15 protein-coding genes are annotated in these 18256 nt (G+C 69.9%); 8 read left to right on the top strand and 7 right to left on the bottom strand.

The genetic code is table 11. The annotated features are described in order from the left end of the window. The first annotated feature begins 58 nt into the window (after window positions 1-58). Entirely contained in the window at window positions 59-1828 is a 1770-nt protein-coding gene (locus EIZ45_RS39390) for a Xaa-Pro dipeptidyl-peptidase (RefSeq protein WP_134668611.1), read from the top strand. On the opposite strand, the gene EIZ45_RS39385 is transcribed toward EIZ45_RS39390, so the two are convergent. Next, a complete protein-coding gene (locus EIZ45_RS39385) occupies window positions 1804-2445 on the bottom strand; it encodes a response regulator transcription factor (RefSeq protein ID WP_037810105.1) in 642 nt (213 codons plus the stop codon). The genes EIZ45_RS39390 and EIZ45_RS39385 overlap by 25 nt on opposite strands. Continuing rightward, on the bottom strand, window positions 2442-3578 hold the full coding sequence (locus tag EIZ45_RS39380; protein ID WP_134668609.1) for a sensor histidine kinase: 1137 nt from the start codon (window positions 3576-3578) through the stop codon (window positions 2442-2444). Before EIZ45_RS39380 ends, EIZ45_RS39385 begins: the two co-directional genes overlap by 4 nt. A 91-nt stretch (window positions 3579-3669) precedes the next feature. Between EIZ45_RS39380 and EIZ45_RS39375 the strand changes: the two genes are divergently transcribed. Next, window positions 3670-4521, top strand: coding sequence for a M23 family metallopeptidase (locus EIZ45_RS39375; RefSeq protein ID WP_134668607.1), 852 nt, complete (start codon window positions 3670-3672; stop codon window positions 4519-4521). A gap of 201 nt (window positions 4522-4722) precedes the next feature. Then, window positions 4723-5835 carry a DUF4192 domain-containing protein gene (locus EIZ45_RS39370; protein ID WP_134668604.1) on the top strand — a complete coding sequence of 371 codons (1113 nt, stop codon included), beginning with the start codon at window positions 4723-4725 and terminating at the stop codon, window positions 5833-5835. Window positions 5836-6342: 507 nt separating this feature from the next. Here EIZ45_RS39370 and galE read toward each other — a convergent pair. The 3 genes from galE to EIZ45_RS39355 all read right to left on the bottom strand — a co-directional run bounded on the left by galE (window position 6343) and on the right by EIZ45_RS39355 (window position 9317). After that, the gene (gene galE, locus EIZ45_RS39365) at window positions 6343-7323 is read right to left on the bottom strand and encodes a UDP-glucose 4-epimerase GalE (RefSeq protein ID WP_134668602.1); all 981 of its coding nucleotides are present in this window, start codon (window positions 7321-7323) and stop codon (window positions 6343-6345) included. A gap of 90 nt (window positions 7324-7413) precedes the next feature. Next, window positions 7414-8598, bottom strand: a complete 1185-nt coding sequence (galK, locus tag EIZ45_RS39360) for a galactokinase (RefSeq protein WP_134668600.1) — start codon at window positions 8596-8598, stop codon at window positions 7414-7416. Beyond that, the gene (locus tag EIZ45_RS39355; protein WP_078870312.1) at window positions 8595-9317 is read right to left on the bottom strand and encodes a metal-dependent transcriptional regulator; all 723 of its coding nucleotides are present in this window, start codon (window positions 9315-9317) and stop codon (window positions 8595-8597) included. Before EIZ45_RS39355 ends, galK begins: the two co-directional genes overlap by 4 nt. A gap of 109 nt (window positions 9318-9426) precedes the next feature. Here EIZ45_RS39355 and EIZ45_RS39350 point away from each other — a divergent pair, with 109 nt between their 5' ends. The 4 genes from EIZ45_RS39350 (at window position 9427) to EIZ45_RS39335 (ending at window position 15552) form a co-directional block, all read left to right on the top strand. Next, on the top strand, window positions 9427-10266 hold the full coding sequence (locus EIZ45_RS39350) for a sulfurtransferase (RefSeq protein ID WP_134668598.1): 840 nt from the start codon (window positions 9427-9429) through the stop codon (window positions 10264-10266). Between the two features lie 72 nt (window positions 10267-10338). Further along, window positions 10339-11052, top strand: a complete 714-nt coding sequence (locus tag EIZ45_RS39345) for a DJ-1/PfpI family protein (protein ID WP_043829076.1) — start codon at window positions 10339-10341, stop codon at window positions 11050-11052. Window positions 11053-11263: 211 nt separating this feature from the next. Further along, the gene (locus EIZ45_RS39340; RefSeq protein ID WP_037809812.1) at window positions 11264-12436 is read left to right on the top strand and encodes an acetoin utilization protein AcuC; all 1173 of its coding nucleotides are present in this window, start codon (window positions 11264-11266) and stop codon (window positions 12434-12436) included. A gap of 389 nt (window positions 12437-12825) precedes the next feature. Beyond that, a complete protein-coding gene (locus EIZ45_RS39335) occupies window positions 12826-15552 on the top strand; it encodes a bifunctional GNAT family N-acetyltransferase/acetate--CoA ligase family protein (RefSeq protein ID WP_134668596.1) in 2727 nt (908 codons plus the stop codon). On the opposite strand, the gene EIZ45_RS39330 is transcribed toward EIZ45_RS39335, so the two are convergent. Both EIZ45_RS39330 and EIZ45_RS39325 read right to left on the bottom strand, forming a co-directional pair. Continuing rightward, window positions 15536-16564, bottom strand: a complete 1029-nt coding sequence (locus EIZ45_RS39330; RefSeq protein WP_134668594.1) for an acyl-CoA dehydrogenase family protein — start codon at window positions 16562-16564, stop codon at window positions 15536-15538. The genes EIZ45_RS39335 and EIZ45_RS39330 overlap by 17 nt on opposite strands. A gap of 116 nt (window positions 16565-16680) precedes the next feature. Continuing rightward, on the bottom strand, window positions 16681-17844 hold the full coding sequence (locus EIZ45_RS39325; protein ID WP_134668592.1) for an acyl-CoA dehydrogenase family protein: 1164 nt from the start codon (window positions 17842-17844) through the stop codon (window positions 16681-16683). Window positions 17845-17947: 103 nt separating this feature from the next. On the opposite strand from EIZ45_RS39325, the gene EIZ45_RS39320 reads away from it, so the two are divergent. Further along, window positions 17948-18133 (top strand): ferredoxin, encoded by a 186-nt coding sequence (locus EIZ45_RS39320; RefSeq protein ID WP_037809816.1) that lies wholly within the window; start codon window positions 17948-17950, stop codon window positions 18131-18133. Window positions 18134-18256 lie beyond the last annotated feature (123 nt).

The following is an 18256-nucleotide window of genomic DNA, read 5'->3' as shown; positions in this document are numbered from 1 at the left end:
GTTGCGGTTGACGGAACTCTCAACTTGCTCGCCTGCTTCGTCCAGCTTGGGGGTTCTGGTGGGAGTTGCCGCTCGGGTCGCTGCCGTTTTCGTCGCAGTGGCCACGTTGTCCGTGCCCGCGGTCGCTGAAGCTGCTTCGCCGCCAGCGCCGGTTTTCACCGACGGTCAGGCACAGCCGGTCTTCGATCCGGCTGACGTCATCCGCGAAGACGTCTGGGTCACCGCGCCCGTCGACAGTGACCACGACGGCAAGCCTGACCTCGTACACGCGCAAGTGGTGCGTCCACGCGCCACAGAGCAGGGCATGAAGGTGCCTGTCGTGTACGAAGCGAGCCCGTACTTCGCGGGCGGCAACGACGTACCCAACCACAACGTCGACACCGAGCTGTACGTGCCGGGTCCGCACGTCGCGGCACCGATCGGCTGGAGCTACCAGAACTACTTCACCGCGCGCGGATTCGCTGTCGTGTACGGCGAATCCCTCGGTACCGGGCTGTCCACCGGCTGCCCGACGACGGGCGACGTGAACGAGACGATTGGCGCGCGTTCGGTGGTCGACTGGCTGAACGGCCGCGCTTCCGCGCACAACCAGGCCGGAGCGTCTGTCGCGGCGAGCTGGAGCACCGGGAAGACCGGCATGATGGGCGTGTCGTACAACGGCACACTGCCCAACGCGGTGGCCAGCACCGGCGTCGAAGGACTCGAGACGATCGTGCCGATCGCCGCCATCTCGAGTTGGTACGGCTATTACCGCAACGCCGGCGCGGTCGTGGCCCCTGGCGGCTATCAGGGCGAGGACACGGACGTACTCGCCGGCTACGTCTACTCGCGCGCTGACCAGCAGGTCTGCCGTCCGGTGCTCGACGGCCTCACTGCCGCGCAGGACCGGCTGACGGGGGACTACAGCAAGTTCTGGGACGTCCGGAACTACCGCAACGACGTCGACAAGGTGCACGCGTCGGTGCTCGCGGTGCACGGGCTGAACGACTGGAACGTGAAGACCGAACAGGTCGCCACCTGGTACGAAGCGCTGAAGAAGCACGGCGTCGAGCACAAGATCTGGCTGCACCAATCCGGCCACGCGGACCCGATCTCGCTGCGCCGCCACGTCTGGCTCACGACGCTGAACAAGTGGATGTCGCACTACCTCTACGGGGTCGACAACGGCATCGAACGCGAGCCGAAGGCGACCATTCAGCGCGAGGACAAGTCGTGGGTCGACGAGGCCGATTGGCCCGCGCCGGGCACTTCCGACGTCGAGCTGCACCCGTGGCCGGGCGGACGTTCGACCGGGGCACTCGACCGGCAGCCCGTGCCCGGCCGTCCGACCGTCGAAACACTGGCCGACGACGCGAGCAAGAAGATCGAACAGCTCGCCGACGCGGCGTCGTCCGGGAACCGCTTGCGCTACCGCACTTCCGCGACCACGGAGCCGGTCCGGTTGTCCGGCACCGCGAAGGCCGAGCTTCGGCTGTCGTTCGATCGTCCGGCCGCGAATGTCACCGCGGTGCTGCTTGACCGCGCGCCCGACGGCACCTCCCACGTGATCAGCCGTGGCTGGACGGATCCGCAGAACCGGATCAGCCCGTCGGTCACTTCGCCGATCACCCCCGGACAGCGGTACCGCATCGAGGTTTCGCTGATGCCGAAGGACTACATCGTGGCTGCTGGACACCGTCTGGAGTTCGTGCTGGCGTCCAGCGATCACGACTTCACGCTGCGGCCGCAGGCGGGTGCCGGGCTGTCGCTGGACTTGACCGGGACGACGGTGACGTTGCCGATCGTCGGCGGGAAGAAGGCGTTCTACTCGGCGATCCCGGCGCGGTAGGCGAAGGCGACGGCCTGCGCGCGGTCGCGCAGGCCTGCCTTGGAGAACAGGTGGTTGACGTGCGTCTTCACCGTCGCCTCGCTGACCACGAGGGTGCGCGCGATCTCCGTGTTCGACAGGCCGGCCGCGATCAGCCGCAACACCTCGACCTCGCGCGCGGTGAGGCCTTCCAGCTCCTTCGTGCGCACCGGCGCGCGGCTCGTCGCGGCGGCTACCAGCCGTTGCTGGAGCGCGCCGTCCACAGTGGACTGACCAGCCGCCGCTGAGCGGAGAGCGCGGGCGATCGCTTCGGCGTCGGCGTCCTTGGTGAGGAACCCTCGCGCACCGGCTTTGAGCGCGGCGAGCAGTGAGTCGTCGTCTGCGTACGTGGTGAGGACGACGACTTCGGTCTTCGGATGCTGCGCGCGCACCAGTTCAGTCGTCTCGACGCCGTCGCGGTGCGGCATGCGCAGGTCGACGAGCAGTACGTCCGGCTGATGCTCGGCGACCAGCTCGAGAGCCTGTACGCCGTCTACGGCCGCGCCTACCACCTCGATGCCGGGAAGCAGCCCGAGGAGCGTGACGAGGCCTTCGCGCACTACAGCCTGATCGTCGGCCAGCACCACGCGCAGCGTCACGCTGGCACCGTCAGCTGAATCCGCCATCCGTCCTCCCCAGGGCCGCATTCGAGCTTCCCGTTCAACAGCGCGACCCGTTCGCCCATGCCTCGCAAACCGTATCCCGGCGACGGCGGCTCCGGCGGACGGCGGCCCTGGTGGTCGATGATCGTTAAGTCGACTTCTTCGTTCTTGAAGGCCACCGTGACGTCTACGGCGGGACCTGCGGCGTGTTTGCGCGAGTTGGCGAGGGCTTCCTGTACAGCGCGTACGAGCGTCGTGCCGACAGCTGCGTCCAGCTCGCGCGGTTCGCCTTCGATCACGAGGTCGGCGCGAGAGCCGGTGTCGAGCCTGTACGCGGCGACAAGGTCCGAGACCGAGCGCTCGACTGGTACGGCGTCTTCGCGCAGCGCAGCGACAGCCTTGCGTGCTTCGGCGAGACCGTCGGTCGCCAGCTTCTGCGCGCGTTCTATCTGCGCGAGAGATTCTTCGCTCGCACCGTCGCGGACCATCATCAGGCGTGCGCCCTGGAGGTTGAGCGCGAGACCGGCGAGAGAGTGCGCGAGGACGTCGTGCAACTCGCGAGCGATGCGCGTGCGTTCGGCGAGGGCGGCCGCGCGGGCGTGCTCCTCGCTGGCGGTCTGGGCCCTGGCGAGCGCGAGCTCGGTCTGTTCCAGCCGTTCCGCGCGGCTCCGGCGGTTGGCGGCGAGCAGCACCATCACGACGAGGATCGCGAAGAGCGCGACAGCGTTCAGCCAGTCGAGGTCGTAGACGATCGACCAGGTGAGGATCGTCGCCGAAGCCGCGGCGAGCGAGATCGCCGCCGCGATCCGGCCGGAGACGCGCAGGGCGTAGAAGGTCGCGCCGAACATCGTCGTCGAGGTCCAGCTGCCCGGCTGCAGGATCCAGAGCGCGCCCGCCGCCGCGACGACGGCGATCATGGTCGCGGGCATCAGCCAGCGCGGCCGCGACTCGCGGGTGAGCCAGAGCGCCGGGACGGACAGGACGAGGACCAGCCCGATCAGCGGCCACGACCAGGGGCGCGCGTTCGGGATCGCGAACAGGGCCGGCACGGCGAGCACGCCCCAGCGCACCCAGTCGGCGCCCTCGAACCGCCGCCGCGCCTTCGCAAGCGAGGCCGCCGGTGTGCCCATGGGCCCTCCCGAGTCGTCTTGTACGGAAAATGTACTGGCTCGGGCTTGGCTGGAGGCGCTCGGACATTTCCCCCACCAGGAGGTACGCCCCATGTCCAGATTGAGACGGTTCGCGGCGGTCGCGGCCGCGGTGGCCTTGCCCGCGTGCGGCCTGACGCTCGCCGCCCAGTCGACGGCGTCCGCGGCCCCCAACTTCCAGGTGCCGTTCAAATGCGGCGTCACGGTCACCGCGGCGACCTTCAGCGGCCACAACCCGGCCAACTCGGTCGACTTCCAGAAGTCCGGCATCACCGGCATGCCGGTCCTCGCGGCCGCGCCGGGGACGGTCACCCGCGTCGCGAACGAAGGCAGCACCAGCTACGGCCGCTGGATCGAACTGGACCACGGCGGCGGCTGGCGGACCCGGTACGCGCACCTGTCCGAGCAGGAAGTCTCGGTGGGCCAGAGCGTCGGGCAGGGCAAGGAGATCGGCAAGGCGGGCGCGACCGGCGGCGTGACCGGGCCTCATCTGCATTTCGAGGAGAACTTGAACGGCGTGACGCAGAAGGCCGTGCTGAACGGCGTCGCGGTGCCGTACTACGGCAAGAAGGACTTCACGAGCAAGAACGGCTGCGGCGGCAACCCGTACTCGGCGACGCAGGTGTGCGGGTCGGGCTTCTCGGTGATCGACCAGCAGGCGCTGGGGACGGCGGGCACCGCGTACCTGCTGTACAACTCGTCCTCCAAAGAGAACTGCGTGACGACCCTGAAGGCGGTCTCCCTCGGGACGGCCAGCCCGGTTTCGGCGTTCCTGGAGGTGAAGGGCTCGACCAGGGCGACGGATTCCGGCAGCTTCACCTATTACGCCGGCCCGGTGAAGAAGAGCGCCGGTTCGACCTGCGTCAGGTGGGGCGGTTCGGTCGGCTCGTCCGCGTACGAGAGCCCGTTCGAACACTGCGGCTGAGTTTCCTCTGAGAATGCTGCCGGAGCCCGATCGGCTCCGGCAGCTTTTGTCTATTGTGGACGCTCGCCTTTGATGCACACGGCACCGACAATTTCCTTCGGTCCTCTTCGCTCGGGACCTGGTTGTCCACAACTGCCCGCTGTGGTCCACAGATTTGCTTTGCCGGCCCCGATTCGCTTGTGCGCGGCGCAGAGTGGAGGCGTGACCACCTCGACGCCGCCCGGCATCACCCGGGCCACCCTCAGCAACCCGGCCGACCTCATCGCCTCGCTCCCGTACCTGTTCGGTTTCCGTCCCGCTGATTCCCTTGTGCTGCTGGGCCACCGCGTCCCCGGCACGACGATCGGCCTGATGGTGCGCGCCGACCTCCCGCCGCGAGAACTCCAAGCACAGCAAGCGGATGCGCTGATCCCACGCTTCGACGACCCCGAACACAACGGCGTCACCGCTGTCATCGTCGGCGGTTCAGCAGACGAAAACGGCCCACCCCACCAGACACTCGCAGCCGAACTGGAACGCGGCCTGGCGCGGCACAACCTCCGCCTGTTCCACGCACTGTGGACCCCTGAGATCGAACCCGGCGCGCCATGGTTGTGCTACCGGGACCCGGACTGCGGCGGTGTGCTGCCAGATCCGCAGGAAACCGTCCTCGCCGCCGCGACCACCGAGGCTGGTTTCGTTGTCTTCCGCAGCCGCGAAGAACTGGCCGCGGTGCTGGAACCGCGCTCCCCGGAAGCGATCGCCCGCCGCGCCGACTTGCTGGCAAGGTCCCCGGAACCGTTGTGCGGCCCAGACACGTCAGCGAGCGATGTCCTGGACGCCGCGGTAACCGAACTCCGCGCCGCGTTCCTCCGCCAACGTCACGGTGAAGGCCCTCCTGACGACGACCAAGCGGTCCGGCTCGCCCACGCGCTGATGCTCACCCCGATCCGCGACGCCTGCATGGCCCTCGCGGTCCCGCCGCACACGTCGCTGACCCGCGAGGCGGAGGAGGTATGGCTGACGCTGGTCCGCGAACTGCCCCCGCCGCACCGTGCCGAAGCCGCACTGCACCTCGGCTATACCGCCTTGATGCGCGGGGAAGGCGCACTAGCCGGGATGGCACTGGCGAACGCCGTGGAAGCAGACCCGGAACATTTGGTGGCGCAGCTGCTGCAGACTGCCTGGAACATCGGCACGGACCCAGCGAAACTGACCGGCCTAGCCGACTTCAGCACGGCGGCTGATCTCGGTCTGACCCCGCCGCCGGAGCCGGGGAGCGCCGAGGATCCTGGCCAGGGGCGAAGATCGGGGCCGCCGAGGGGGATGAGATGACGGTTGCCGGAGCCCGATTTCCTCGCCAGCCGCGGTGAGCCATGGTTTGACCGCCACGGTGACGGGATGAGGCTTCCTGGCAGTGCGCCGGAATGGCTTCGGTCGAGCCGGACTGCGTGGTGCTCGTTGCGCGCGGTGCGGGGCGGCGGTCGGATGCAGGCGAAACCTCACCATGCCCGGTGAAAGCGCTTGAGTCGTCTTCCGTTTGGCACTCCATCGCGCGGACCAGCGGTCGCATGGATCCGAACTCCGCCACCCGCGGCGGATTCCGCCTGGCCCGTTACGCGCGGTGCGGAACCTTGCGGCCCGTGATGGAAGCGGGCGAGCCGAATTCCGTCCGCGTCACCCACCGTTGCCGTGGCACCGGTGAGTCCTAAGTGGACTTTCGGCGTCCGGCGTCGGTGTGCCCGAACAATGCTCGCCGCAACGATGCCGGGGCGGGGATCCCTCCGAATCCCCGCCCCGCACCGAAAAGCACACCCGGCCCGCAGCGGCCGGAAACCGCCGTCAGGACTGACGCGACTGAGTGAACTGCCAAGCGTCCGACACGATCCCGTCCAGGTCCGTCAGCTTGGGCGTCCACCCGAGTTCGCCGTTGGCCTTGTCGCTCGACGCGACCAGCACCGACGGGTCGCCGGCGCGGCGCGGGGCCACCACGGCGGGGATCGCGTGCCCGGTGACCCGGCGGCAGGCTTCCACGACCTCCAGCACCGAGAACCCGGTGCCGCTGCCGAGGTTGTAGATGCGGTGCTCGCCGCCGACGGCGTGGCGCAGGGCGAGGAGGTGGGCGTCGGCGAGGTCGACCACGTGGATGTAGTCGCGGACGGCCGTTTTGTCCGGCGTCGGGTAGTCGTCGCCGTAGATGGAGATGTGCTCGCGGTCGCCGGTCGCGACCTGGAGGACGAGAGGGATGAGATGGGTTTCGGTGGTGTGCCGTTCGCCGAACGCGCCGTACGCGCCGGCGACGTTGAAGTAGCGCAGGCTGACCGCGGCGAGGCCGTGGGCGCGGGCGAAGCTGGTGATCGCGTGGTCGATGGCGAGCTTCGACGCGCCGTAGGTGTTGGTCGGCTGCGTCGGGGCCGTTTCCGGGATCGGCGACACGTCGGGCTCGCCGTAGGTCGCCGCAGTGGAGGAGAACACCAGGCGCGGCGTGCCGTGCTTCTTCATCGCCTCCAGCAGCCGCAGCGACGTCACCACGTTGCCTTCCCAGTACTTCGCCGGGTCGGCCATCGACTCGCCCACCAGCGACTTCGCGGCGAAGTGCAGCACGCCGTCGAAACCTTCGCCGAGCAGGTCCGCGGCGACCTCGGCGGCGTCGCCCTCGACGAAGCGCGCCTGCGGGTGCACCGCGTCCGCGTGCCCGGTCGACAGGTCGTCCACGACGGTGACCTGGTGACCCGCTTCGATGAGGCGGGCGGCGCACACGCTGCCCACGTACCCCGCGCCGCCCGTCACGATGAGCTTCAGGGGGCTTTGCTGGTCCGTCACGTCAAGGCCTTTCTGCTGAGGGGTGGCGACTCTGCGGCACAGTCTCCCCTCAGAGCGACGCGACGGACCCTCCGGGGGTTGCTCCGGAAATCAGGCTTCGTCGCGGCCCGCGCCGCGCGACGGCACCGCCGTGAACATCCGCGGACGGCGGAACCCGGCCTGCTCGCAGGCGGTTTCGACCGCGGTGCGCACTCCGTCCAGATCCTCGTCGCGGACCAGCGCGATCGCCGAGCCGCCGAACCCGCCGCCGGTCATCCGCGCGCCCAGCGCGCCGGCCGAGCGGGCCGAATCGACCACGAGGTCCAGTTCCGGCGTCGAGATGCGGTAGTCGTCGCGCATGCTCACGTGCGAGGCGTCGAGGTGCGGCCCGATCTCGGCGAGCTTCTTCTCGCGCAGCAACGCGACCACGTCGAGCACCCGCTGATTCTCGGTGACCACGTGGCGCACCAGCGGAACCAGCTCCTCGGGAAGCTGCGCGAGGGCCTCGTCGAGCCCGTCGAGCGCGACGTCGCGCAGGGCCTTCACGCCGAGCAGTTCCGCCGCGCGCTCGGTTCCGCTCCGCCGTGCGCCGTAGCCGCCGTCGGTGTGGGAATGCTTGGTGCGGGTGTCCATGATCAGCACCCGGAGCCCGGCCTCGCCGAGCGGGAACGGCACCTGCTCCATCTCGCCCGAGCGGACGTCGAGGAACAGGACCCGCGACTCCTCGCAGCACAGCGACGCCGTCTGGTCGAGCAGCCCGGTGGGCGCGCCGACGTAGTCGTTTTCCGACCGCTGCACCCAGCGCGCGATCTCGGGTCGTGCGGGAGTGCCCGCTCCGCCGTCTTCGAGTTCCACCCCGGCCACGCCCAGCAGGGCCAGCGAAACCGCGCATTCCAGCGCGTGAGAGGAGGAAAGCCCCGCCCCGGACGGCACGTCGCCCGCGATGACCAGGTCGGCGCCGCCCGCGTAGCCCTGGTCGCGCAGCACCCACGCCACCCCGGCGGGATACGCGGCCCATCCGTCGACCGAACCCGGTTCGAGCGCGGCGATGTCGTGCGGCCCGGAGTGCTGCAGCTGCCCGTCGTCGCCGAGGGTGGCGACCCGGAGCTTGCCGTCCTCGCGCGGGGACGCGGCCGCCGCCAGCCGGTGCGGGAGGGCGAAGGGCAGCACGAAACCGTCGTTGTAGTCGGTGTGCTCGCCGATCAGGTTCACCCGGCCGGGCGCGGACCACACGCCTGCCGGGGCCCGCCCGTGGACTTCCTGGAACGCGCGCGCCGCGTCGGCAGCCGGGGTCACTTGGCGAGCGCCAGCACGGCGTGCAGCGCCGCGGTGGACACCTGAGCCGTGGTTTCGGTGCCCTTGACCTCGACGGTGACGCTGCCGCCGACGGCCTTGCCGACCGTGACGAGGCCGCCGGGCACGATCCCGACCGTCCGCAGCTCGGTGAGCAGCGACTCGTCCAGCTGCACGTGCTCGGCGATGCGGCGGATCTCCACCTCGCCGCCGCCGGTGCGGGCGAACTCGTCGAGGCGCACCAGGCCGTCCTCGGCGCGCGGCGCGGGATCGCCGTCGCCGAGCTTGTCGAGGCCGGGGATCGGGTTGCCGTACGGCGACGTGGTCGGGTGGTCGAGCAGCTTCACCAGCTTGCGCTCGACGGCCTCGCTCATCACGTGCTCCCAGCGGCACGCCTCGTTGTGCACGTGCTCCCACTCGAGCCCGATGACGTCGACGAGGAGGCGCTCGGCGAGCCGGTGCTTGCGCATGACCGCGACGGCGAGGTCGTGGCCGTGGTCGGTGAGCTGCAGGTGCCGGTCGTCCGCGACGACGACCAGCCCGTCGCGCTCCATCCTGGCCACGGTCTGGCTCACGGTGGGCCCGCTCTGCTGCAGGCGCTCCGCGATCCGGGCCCGCAGCGGGACGACACCTTCCTCTTCGAGCTCGTAGATGGTACGCAGGTACATCTCGGTGGTGTCGATGAGATCGTTCACGCTGTCCCCTTCGTCCGCGTAGCTCATCGTAGTCGTTGGCCCCGACAGCGACGGCCCGCCTCGGCGTAACGGCCCGGCCCCGGCGAAAAGTCCTGCCCTGATGCGCGAACCGCGTCCGGACCAGCAGGATGGGGGCATGCGACCGTTGATTTCGCCCGCTGAGCTCGCCGCGTTCCCCGACCGAGACCGTCCCGTCGTGCTGGACGTCCGCTGGCGGCTCGGCGGACCGCCGGGAGCCGAGTCCTACCAGGAGGGACACGTGCCCGGGGCGGTGTTCGCCGACCTCGACACGGCGCTGGCCGCGCCGCCCGGCGAGGGCGGCCGCCACCCGCTGCCGGACCCGGCCGTGCTGCAGCGTGAGCTGCGGAAAGCCGGGGTCCGGGCCGGGCGTCCGGTGGTCGTCTACGACGACGCCGACGGTTCGGTCGCCGCGCGCGCCTGGTGGCTGCTGCGCTGGGTCGGCCATCCGGAGGTCGCGGTACTCGACGGCGGTTACGCAGCGTGGCTGGCCGAGGGGCGGGAAGTGACGACCGAGGTGCCTTCGCCGGAGCCGGGCGACATCGAGGTCCGGCCGGGCGCGATGCCGGTCCTGTCGGCGGACGACGCGGCGGCGCTCGCTCGCGAAGGCGTGCTGTTCGACGCGCGGGCGCACGTCCGCTACACCGGCGAGACCGAGCCCGTCGACCCGCGTGCCGGGCACATCCCCGGTGCGGTCAGCGCGCCGTCGTCGGAGCACGCCGGTGCGGACGGGCGCTGGAAGTCGCCGTCCGAGCTTGCCGAGCGGTTCGCGTCGCTGGGCTTGGCCGACGGGGTCCCGGTCGGCGCCTACTGCGGTTCGGGCGTCACGGCGTCGTCGGTGGTGCTCGCGCTGGAGGTCGCCGGGCATCCGGAGCCAGCCGCGCTGTACGCGGGGTCGTGGTCGCACTGGTCGCGCGATCCGGAGCGTCCCGCGGCCACCGGTCCAGAACGCGGCTAACTCGGCCGGAACTTTCCGCGCCGTCCACCGACTTCTCGTCCGGAAGGCTTTTCCAGGCGAGAGGCGGCGTTCATGGAGCGGAGAACATTCCTGCGTGGGTCGGCGGCAGCCGGAGCGGCAGCGATGGCGGTGCCGGCCGAGGCTGCGGCGACGACCGGGGCAACGGCCGAGCGTCGACCGTTGCGGGTCCAGGTTGTGTTGTTCGACGGCGTCGAGGAGCAGGACTTCGCCGGTCCGTACGAGGTGTTCTCCGCAGCGGGCATGCATGCGAAGCGCGGCACGGACGTGTCGTACGTGCGCGTGGACGGGCCAGGCATCGTGCGCGCGGCGTACGGGACGAAGGTCGAGGTCGAGCGCGGCTGGTCGCCGCAGGACGCCGACGTCATCGTCGTGCCGGGCGGCGGTTACGGGAAGCGGAAAGGCCCGGGCATCTGGGCGGAGATCGACCGCAAAGTGCTGCCGGACGCGCTCGCGGCCGCGCCGCGCAAAGGGCTGACGCTCGCGTCACTCTGTACGGGCACACTGCTGCTCGGCGCGGCCGGACTGGTGCGCGGCCGTCCGTGCACGACGCACCACGGCGCGGTCGACACGCTGGTTCAGCAGGGCGGCGTGCTCAAGAAAGCCCGCGTGGTCGACGACGGCGACGTAGTCACCTCGGGCGGCATCACGAGCGGGCTGGACCTGGCCCTGTGGCTGGTGAAACGAGAACTCGGCTCCGACGCGGCGGCCGGGCTGGAGGAGATGCTCGAATACGAAGCGCGCGGCGTCGTCTGGACGCGTGGCTGAGCCCTGCCCCGCCGCGAAACCCGGTTCGGGAGGCGGCGGGGGAGTGGCGCGCTGCAAAACCCTGCTCTGGCGGCGGTGGGGAGTGGCGGGCTGCTGACACCTGCCCCGCCGCGAAACTTGGCTGGGACGCAGCGGGCACGTGACGCGCGGGTGAGTCCTGCCCCGCCGCGAAACCCGGCTCGGGGCGTGGCGGGGAAGTACAGTGCGAAGCATGTCGTCGCCTGCAGTTGTCTGGGATCCGTCGCTGCTGAAGTACGACCTGGGCGGGCAGCATCCGTTCAACCCCGTCCGGCTCGACCTCACCGTGCGGCTCGCTACTGAGCTGGGCGTGCTCGACGGCGTCGAACTGCTCGTGCCCACCGCCGCGGGCGACGAGGAACTGCTCCGCGTGCACGCGCCCGAGTACCTGGCCGCCGTGCGGGAAGCGCCGGATGTGGGGTGGGACGTCGGGCACGGGCTCGGCACCGATGACAACCCCGTGTTCCCCGGCATGCACGACGCGACCGCGCTGGTCGTCGGCTCGACGCTGCTCGCCGCGCGCAAGATCGCCGACGGCGAGGTTCGGCGGGCGGTCAACATCGCGGGCGGGCTGCACCATGCGATGCGCGATCACGCGTCCGGTTTCTGCATTTACAACGACTGCGCGATCGCGATCTCGTGGCTGCTCGACCACGGCTTCGACCGCATCGCGTACGTCGACACCGACGTGCACCACGGCGACGGCGTCCAGGCCGCGTTCTACGACGACCCGCGCGTCCTCACCGTTTCGATGCACCAGCACCCGTTCACGCTCTGGCCCGGCACCGGCTACTCCGCCGAGGTCGGCAAGGGCAAGGCAGCGGGGACCGCGGTGAATGTCCCGCTGCCGCCGCATACGCAGGACCCCGGGTGGCTGCGGGCGTTCGACGCGGTGGTTCCGGCTGTGCTGCAGGAGTTTCAGCCGCAGCTGCTGGTCACCCAGTGCGGGGTGGACTCGCACGAGGAAGACCCGATGGCCGACATGTCCCTGTCGGTCGACGGCCACCGCACCATCTACTCCACGCTGCGCGACCTGGCCGAACGCTACGCGAACGGCCGCTGGCTCGCCGTCGGCGGCGGGGGATACCAGCTGATCCGCGTCGTGCCGCGCTCGTGGACGCACCTGATGGCGACCGTGCTGGACCGCGACGTCCCGCCGGAAACGCCGCTGCCGCCCGGCTGGGTCTCGACGGTCCGCCGCGCCGCCCCGGCCGCCGACCTCCCCGCCGCGATGACCGACGGCAAGGACACCGCCTTCAAACCGTGGGGCGACGACGCGGACGACCCGGTGGACATCGCGATCCGCGACACCCGCCGCGCGATCTTCCCGCTGCACGGCCTCGACCCGGACGATCCGAGGGACTGACCATGCCCGACCAACCTCGCCGCCCCGGCCCCGGCAACCCCGGCCCGGGCGACCCCGCTCCCGGCACTCACCCGACGAGCGGTCCCGGCGGAACCGATGCCCCGAATTCCGGCGGCGCTTCCGGGCACGCCGCTCGTTACGCGACGGGCGGGACCAGTGCAGCCGGGACGCCGACCGGAGCGGCTGCATCGGCTGCGGAGGGCAGGCACGGAGGCAGCGGCTCGCCAAGCGGACCTGCCCGGGGCGAGTCCGGCGCGGACCCGGCTGCGGGTGGCGTGGCATCGGAACGGCCTGATTCCGTTGCGGCAGAAGGCAAGGCAGCAGCTGGAGAGTCTGCGGCAGCGAGGCCGGGCGCGAGCAGCGCGTCGGGACAGCCAGCGAAACCGGGCGTGGCAGGCGGAAGCAGCCCGTCTGGAGAGACACAAAGCCCCGCCGCGGATGGGAAGCGTGATCCCTACGATTACCCCCGCGATTGGGAAGCCGACGTAGTCCTCTCCGACGGTGGCACTGTCCACTTGCGACCCGTAGTGCCGAGCGACGCCGACGGGCTCGTGGCCCTGCACAGCAGGCTCTCCGACCGCACCCGGTATTTCCGGTATTTCGGTGCTTATCCTCGCATCCCGCCGCGGGACCTGGAACGGTTTTCCACTGTGGACCACCACGATCGGGTCGCGTTTGTGGCCTTGCTCGGGGACGACGTGGTCGCGGTGGGGCGTTACGAGCGGCTCGATCACGGGCCTTCGGCGGAGGTCGCGTTCGTTGTCGACGACAAGCATCAGGGGCGCGGGCTCGGGTCGATTCTGCTGGAGCATCTCGCCGCCGCGGCATCGGAGTGCGGGTTGCGGCGGTTTGTCGCCGAGGTGTTGAGCGAGAACGCGGCGATGGTGCGCGTGTTCCGCGACGCGGGTTACCAGGTCAGCCGTGCGATCGAGGAAGGCGTGCTGCATCTCGAGTTCGACATCGATCCGACGGAGGAGTCGCTCGCGGTCGCGCGGTCTAGGGAGCAGGCGGCCGAGGCGCGGAGTGTGCACAATCTGCTTCATCCGAACACGGTGGCGGTGATCGGGGCGTCCGCCGATCCCACCAAGGTCGGGCATGTCGCGTTCGCGAACATGCTCGCGGCCGACTTCGCGGGGGCGGTGTATCCGGTCAATCCGGAGCATCGGTCGGTGCGCGGGGTGCGGGCGTATCCGTCGGTGCTGGACATTCCGGATCCGGTGGATCTGGCGTTGGTGGCGGTTCCGGCGGAGGCCGTCGAGTCCGTGCTGGACGCTTGTTTGGCCAAGGGCGTCAAGACGCTCGTGATCGTGTCCGGCGGGTTCGCGGAGTCGGGGCCGCTGGGGTTGCACGCGGAGTTGCGGCTGGTCGGCGAGGCTCGGGCGCACGGGATGCGCGTGGTCGGGCCGAATGCGCTGGGCGTGCTGAATACCGCGAAGGACGTGCGGCTCAATGCGACCCTTGCGCCGCGGTTGCCGAAGCGGGGGCGGACCGGGTTCTTCTGCCAGTCGGGGGCGTTGGGGACGGCGATTCTGGCCGACGCGGGGTCGCGTGGGCTGGGGTTGTCGACGTTCGTGTCGGCGGGCAACCGGGCGGATGTGTCCGGCAACGACTTGCTGCAGTACTGGGAAACCGATCCGGAAACCGACCTGGTGTTGCTGTATCTGGAATCGTTCGGCAACCCGCGCAAGTTCGCGCGGCTGGCGCGCCGGTTGGCGCGGTCGAAGCCGATCGTCGCGGTGAAGTCGGGGCGGCATGCGGTGCGGCCGCAGCTCGCGGCGACGTCGGCGGAGGTCGACGAGGCCAGTGTGCAGGCGTTGTTCGAGCAGGCTGGCGTCGTACGGGTCGAGTCGTTGGCACAGCTGTTCGACACGGCGCTCGTGTTCGCGCATCAGCCGTTGCCGGCGGGGCCGCGGATCGGGATTGTCGGGAACTCCAGTGCGATCGGGTTGCTGGCCGCCGACACCGCCCGTGCGGAGGGGTTGCGGCTCGCGTTCGATCCGGTGGACATCGGGCCGCAGGCTGGGCCGGACGAGTTCGCGACGGCGGTGCGGGAGGCGTTGGATTCGCCGGATACCGACGCCTTGATCGCGGTGTTCGCGCCGCCGGTGGCGATTCCTGGGGCTGCGTACGCACGAGCGTTGCGCGAAGCGGTGTCGGAGGTGAAGCAGTCGAAGCCGATCGTCTCGACGTTCCTCGCCGCGGAAGGCGTGCCGCACGAGTTGGCGGTGCTTTCGGATGACGGGGTGCCGACGCGTGGGTCGATTCCGTCGTACTCGAGTCCGGAGCGTGCGGTGAACGCGTTGGCGCGCGTCGTGCGGTACGCCGCGTGGCGGCAGCGGCCGCAGGGAACGTTGGTGCGGCCTAGCGGTCTGCACGTGGAGCAGGCGCAGGAGATCGTGCGCGAGTTGCTGCCGGAGGACGGCAGTTCGACGCTGCTCTCCGACGACGACGTGGTGCGGCTGCTCAGCTGTTACGGCGTGGACGTGGTGCCGTTCCGGGTGGCGGCCAGCGAAACCAAGGCAGTGGCCGCGGCGGCGGAGCTGGGGTATCCGGTCACGCTGAAAGCCGTTGACGAGCGATTGCGCGGGCGGCCGGACTTCGCTGGCGTACGGCTTGACCTGATGTCCGAAGAGTCCGTACGTGTCGCGTACCGAGACCTGTGTGCGGTGTCTGGCGACGAAGACGTGTACGTGCAACAGATGGCACCGAAGGGGCTGTCGTGCGCCATTGGGCTGCAGGACGACCCGTCGTTCGGCACGCTGGTTTCGTTCGGGCTGTCGGGATTGGTCAGCACGCTGCTCGGAGACCGTGCGTACCGGGCTGTGCCGTTGACGGACGTTGACGCGGCGACGCTGATCCGCGAGCCGCGTACGTCGCCCTTGTTGACCGGGTATCGCGGGGACGAGCCTGCGGACCTCGCGGCGTTGCAGGACATGGTGTTGCGCGTCGCGGCGCTCGCGGAGGACAACCCGGAGGTGCGGTCGTTGGCGTTGGACCCGATCCTCGCGTCGCCGGACGGGGCGTTTGTCGCCAACGCGCGGTTGGTGGTGGGCGCACCGCCGACGCGGCCGGATACCGGACCGCGTCGGCTGCGGCACATCACGCCGGTGGACTGACCACCAGTTCGCCGAGACCCAGCAGTTGCTCTGTTGCGCCGCCGCTGGTGAACTCCAGGCGCTTCGCGGCGGCGAAGTAGCGATGCACGGGGTGCTCGACGTCGATGCCGACGCCGCCGTGCAGGTGCACTGCGGTATGCGCGACGCGGTGTCCGGCTTCGGCAGCCCAGAACTTCGCGGTGGCCACGTCAGCGGCGGCGGGGAGGCCTTCGGAGAGTTTCCAGGCTGCCTGCCACAGCGTCAGCCGTACGGCTTCGACGTCGATGTACGCGTCGGCGAGACGATGTCGGACGGCTTGGAAGCTGCCCAGCACCTTGTCGAACTGCTTGCGCTCACGCGTGTACGCAGCTGTCAGTTCGAGCGCGCGTTCCAAGACGCCCAACTGCTGCGCGCAAGCGCCGAGAGTGCCGCGAAGGCGCAGTTGCTCGCCGACGTCACCGAGAGCGATCCCGGGGGTGTCGGACAGCGTCACCAAAGCCGCGTCGGCGTGGTCCGTGGTGGACTGCGCTTCGATCGAGACCCCGACAGCGTCCTTCTCGACGATGTACACGCCGTCGTTGGCTTCGACGAGTAAGGCGTCTGCGAAGGCTGCGAAGGGGACCGCGGTCTGCGTACCGGTGAGGCGTCCGTCTGAAGCGACGAACGAACCGCCCAAAGCGACCGCGAGCACGGCTTTACCGCGCGAAACCGGCAGCAGCCAGCGCTCAGCCAGCAATGGATCGGTGAGCACCGAGCCAGCCTGGACGACGGACGACAGATAGGGGACCGGAGCGACCGCGCGGCCGATCTCGATCAGGACTGAACACTGTTCCAGCAAGCCGAAACCGCCGCCGCCCACCGTCGCGGGCAGGGCCGCGTCGAGGACGCCGGAGCGGGCCAGGGTAGTCCACAGTGGAGCCTCGAAACCGCCGGATCCGTGCGGGCCCAGCGATTCCGCGGTGACCTGGTCGGCGAGAATGCGCCGGGTCAGTGCGGCGAGGTCGGTTTGTGCTTCGGTGAGAGAGAAGTCCACCGTGAGAACTCCTTACTGTGCAGACTGTTAATAACCCGACCACAGCCACGGCCGAATGGCTTTCGTGGCAACGGTTACGTGCCGTGCGGGGGGTCGGCCTACTTTTGGTCGGGTTATTAACGGGTCACGGGCTGGCCGAGGGCGGTGGCGGCGACGATGTCGCGCTGCACCTCGTTGGTGCCGCCGCCGAAAGTGAGGATCAACGCCGAGCGGTGCAGCCGTTCCAGCCGTCCCGCGAGCACCGCGCCGGGGGAGCCGTCGCGCACCACGGCGGCCGCGCCGACCACCTCCATCAGCAGCCGGTACGCCTCGATCGCCATCTCGGTGCCGTACACCTTGGTCGCCGACGCCTCCGCCGGGCCGAGCTCGCTGGCCGCGGCGGCCCAGGCGATTTTCCAGTTCCGCAGCTTCAAATACTCCGCGTAAGCGTGCACGCGCGCGAGATGCGTCCGGACCCATTCGCGGTCGGTCAGCGACTCCGCGCGCGCCCATTCCACGACGTCGGCCAGCGCTTTCCGCACCGGCGCGGCCGAGGTCAGCGCGACGCGTTCGTGGTTGAGCTGGTTGGTGATCAGCGGCCAGCCCGCGTTCTCCTCGGCGACCCGCGACGTGACCGGCACGCGGATGTCGTCGTAGTAGGTCGCGCTGGTGCCCGGGCCGGCGACGGTGTGCACCTTCGTCCAGGAGAACCCCGGCGCGGAGGTCGGCACGATCAGGATGGACAGGCCCTTGTGCTTGCGCGCCTCCGGATCGGTGCGCGCGGCGAGCCACACGTAGTCGGCGTACTCGATCAGGCTGGTCCACATTTTCTGCCCGTTGACCACGTACTCGTCGCCGTCGCGGGTCGCCCGCGTGCGCAGCGACGCGAGGTCCGTGCCCGCGCCCGGTTCGGAGTAGCCGATCGCGAAATGCAGTTCGCCGGCGGCGATCTTCGGCAGGTAGAACGCCTTCTGGTCCGGCGTGCCGAACCGCATGATCGTGGGGCCGATCGTGTTCACCGTCAGGAAGGGCACCGGCACCCCGGCGACCGCCGCCTCGTCGGTGAAGATCAGCTGGTCGAGCATGCTGCGGTCCTGGCCGCCGTACTCGCGCGGCCAGCCGAGCGCAAGCCACCCGTCCTTGCCGAGCTGCCGCACGATTTCCTTGTACGCCAAGCCGTCGCCGTACTCGCCGCCGGGCGCGGCGAGGCTTTCCCGCCGCGCCGGGGTCATCAGTTCGGCGAAGTACTCCCGCAGCTCGGCGGCCAATGCCCGCTGCTGCGGCGTGTAGTCGATCCGCACCCGTCACCTCCACCCCGCCGGTCTCGTTGTGGTGTCGTACCGGGCCCCGGCGGTAAGCTAGAACCTGTTCTAGTTGTACCAGGAGTGGCGGACGGGAGGAAGCATGGAGGTCAGTGTCGACCGGTCGCTCTGCGAGGCGAACGCGGTCTGCGTCGGGTTCGCGCCGGAGGTGTTCGATCTCGACGACGACGAGAACCTGGTGATCGGACCGGTTCCGGAGGAAGAAGTAGAACGTGTTTCGCAAGCGGTGACGAACTGCCCGAAGAATGCCCTGTTCACGACCGGTTAATCGGGGCTTGCTCAATACGAGAACAGATTCTAGTCTGTGCTGCGTCAGGCAGGCTTCGACGAGGAGGCTCGCGGGTGGAACCGACCGCAGGGAACACGCACGGCGACCGGGCTGGGGCGGTTC

It is taken from the genome of Amycolatopsis sp. CFH S0740 (genome assembly GCF_004522315.1).
In the GTDB taxonomy this organism is placed as follows: Bacteria; Actinomycetota; Actinomycetes; order Mycobacteriales; family Pseudonocardiaceae; genus Amycolatopsis; species Amycolatopsis nivea.
Note: the sequence above shows the minus strand (reverse complement) of the source record. Positions and strands in the feature narration are given on the sequence as shown.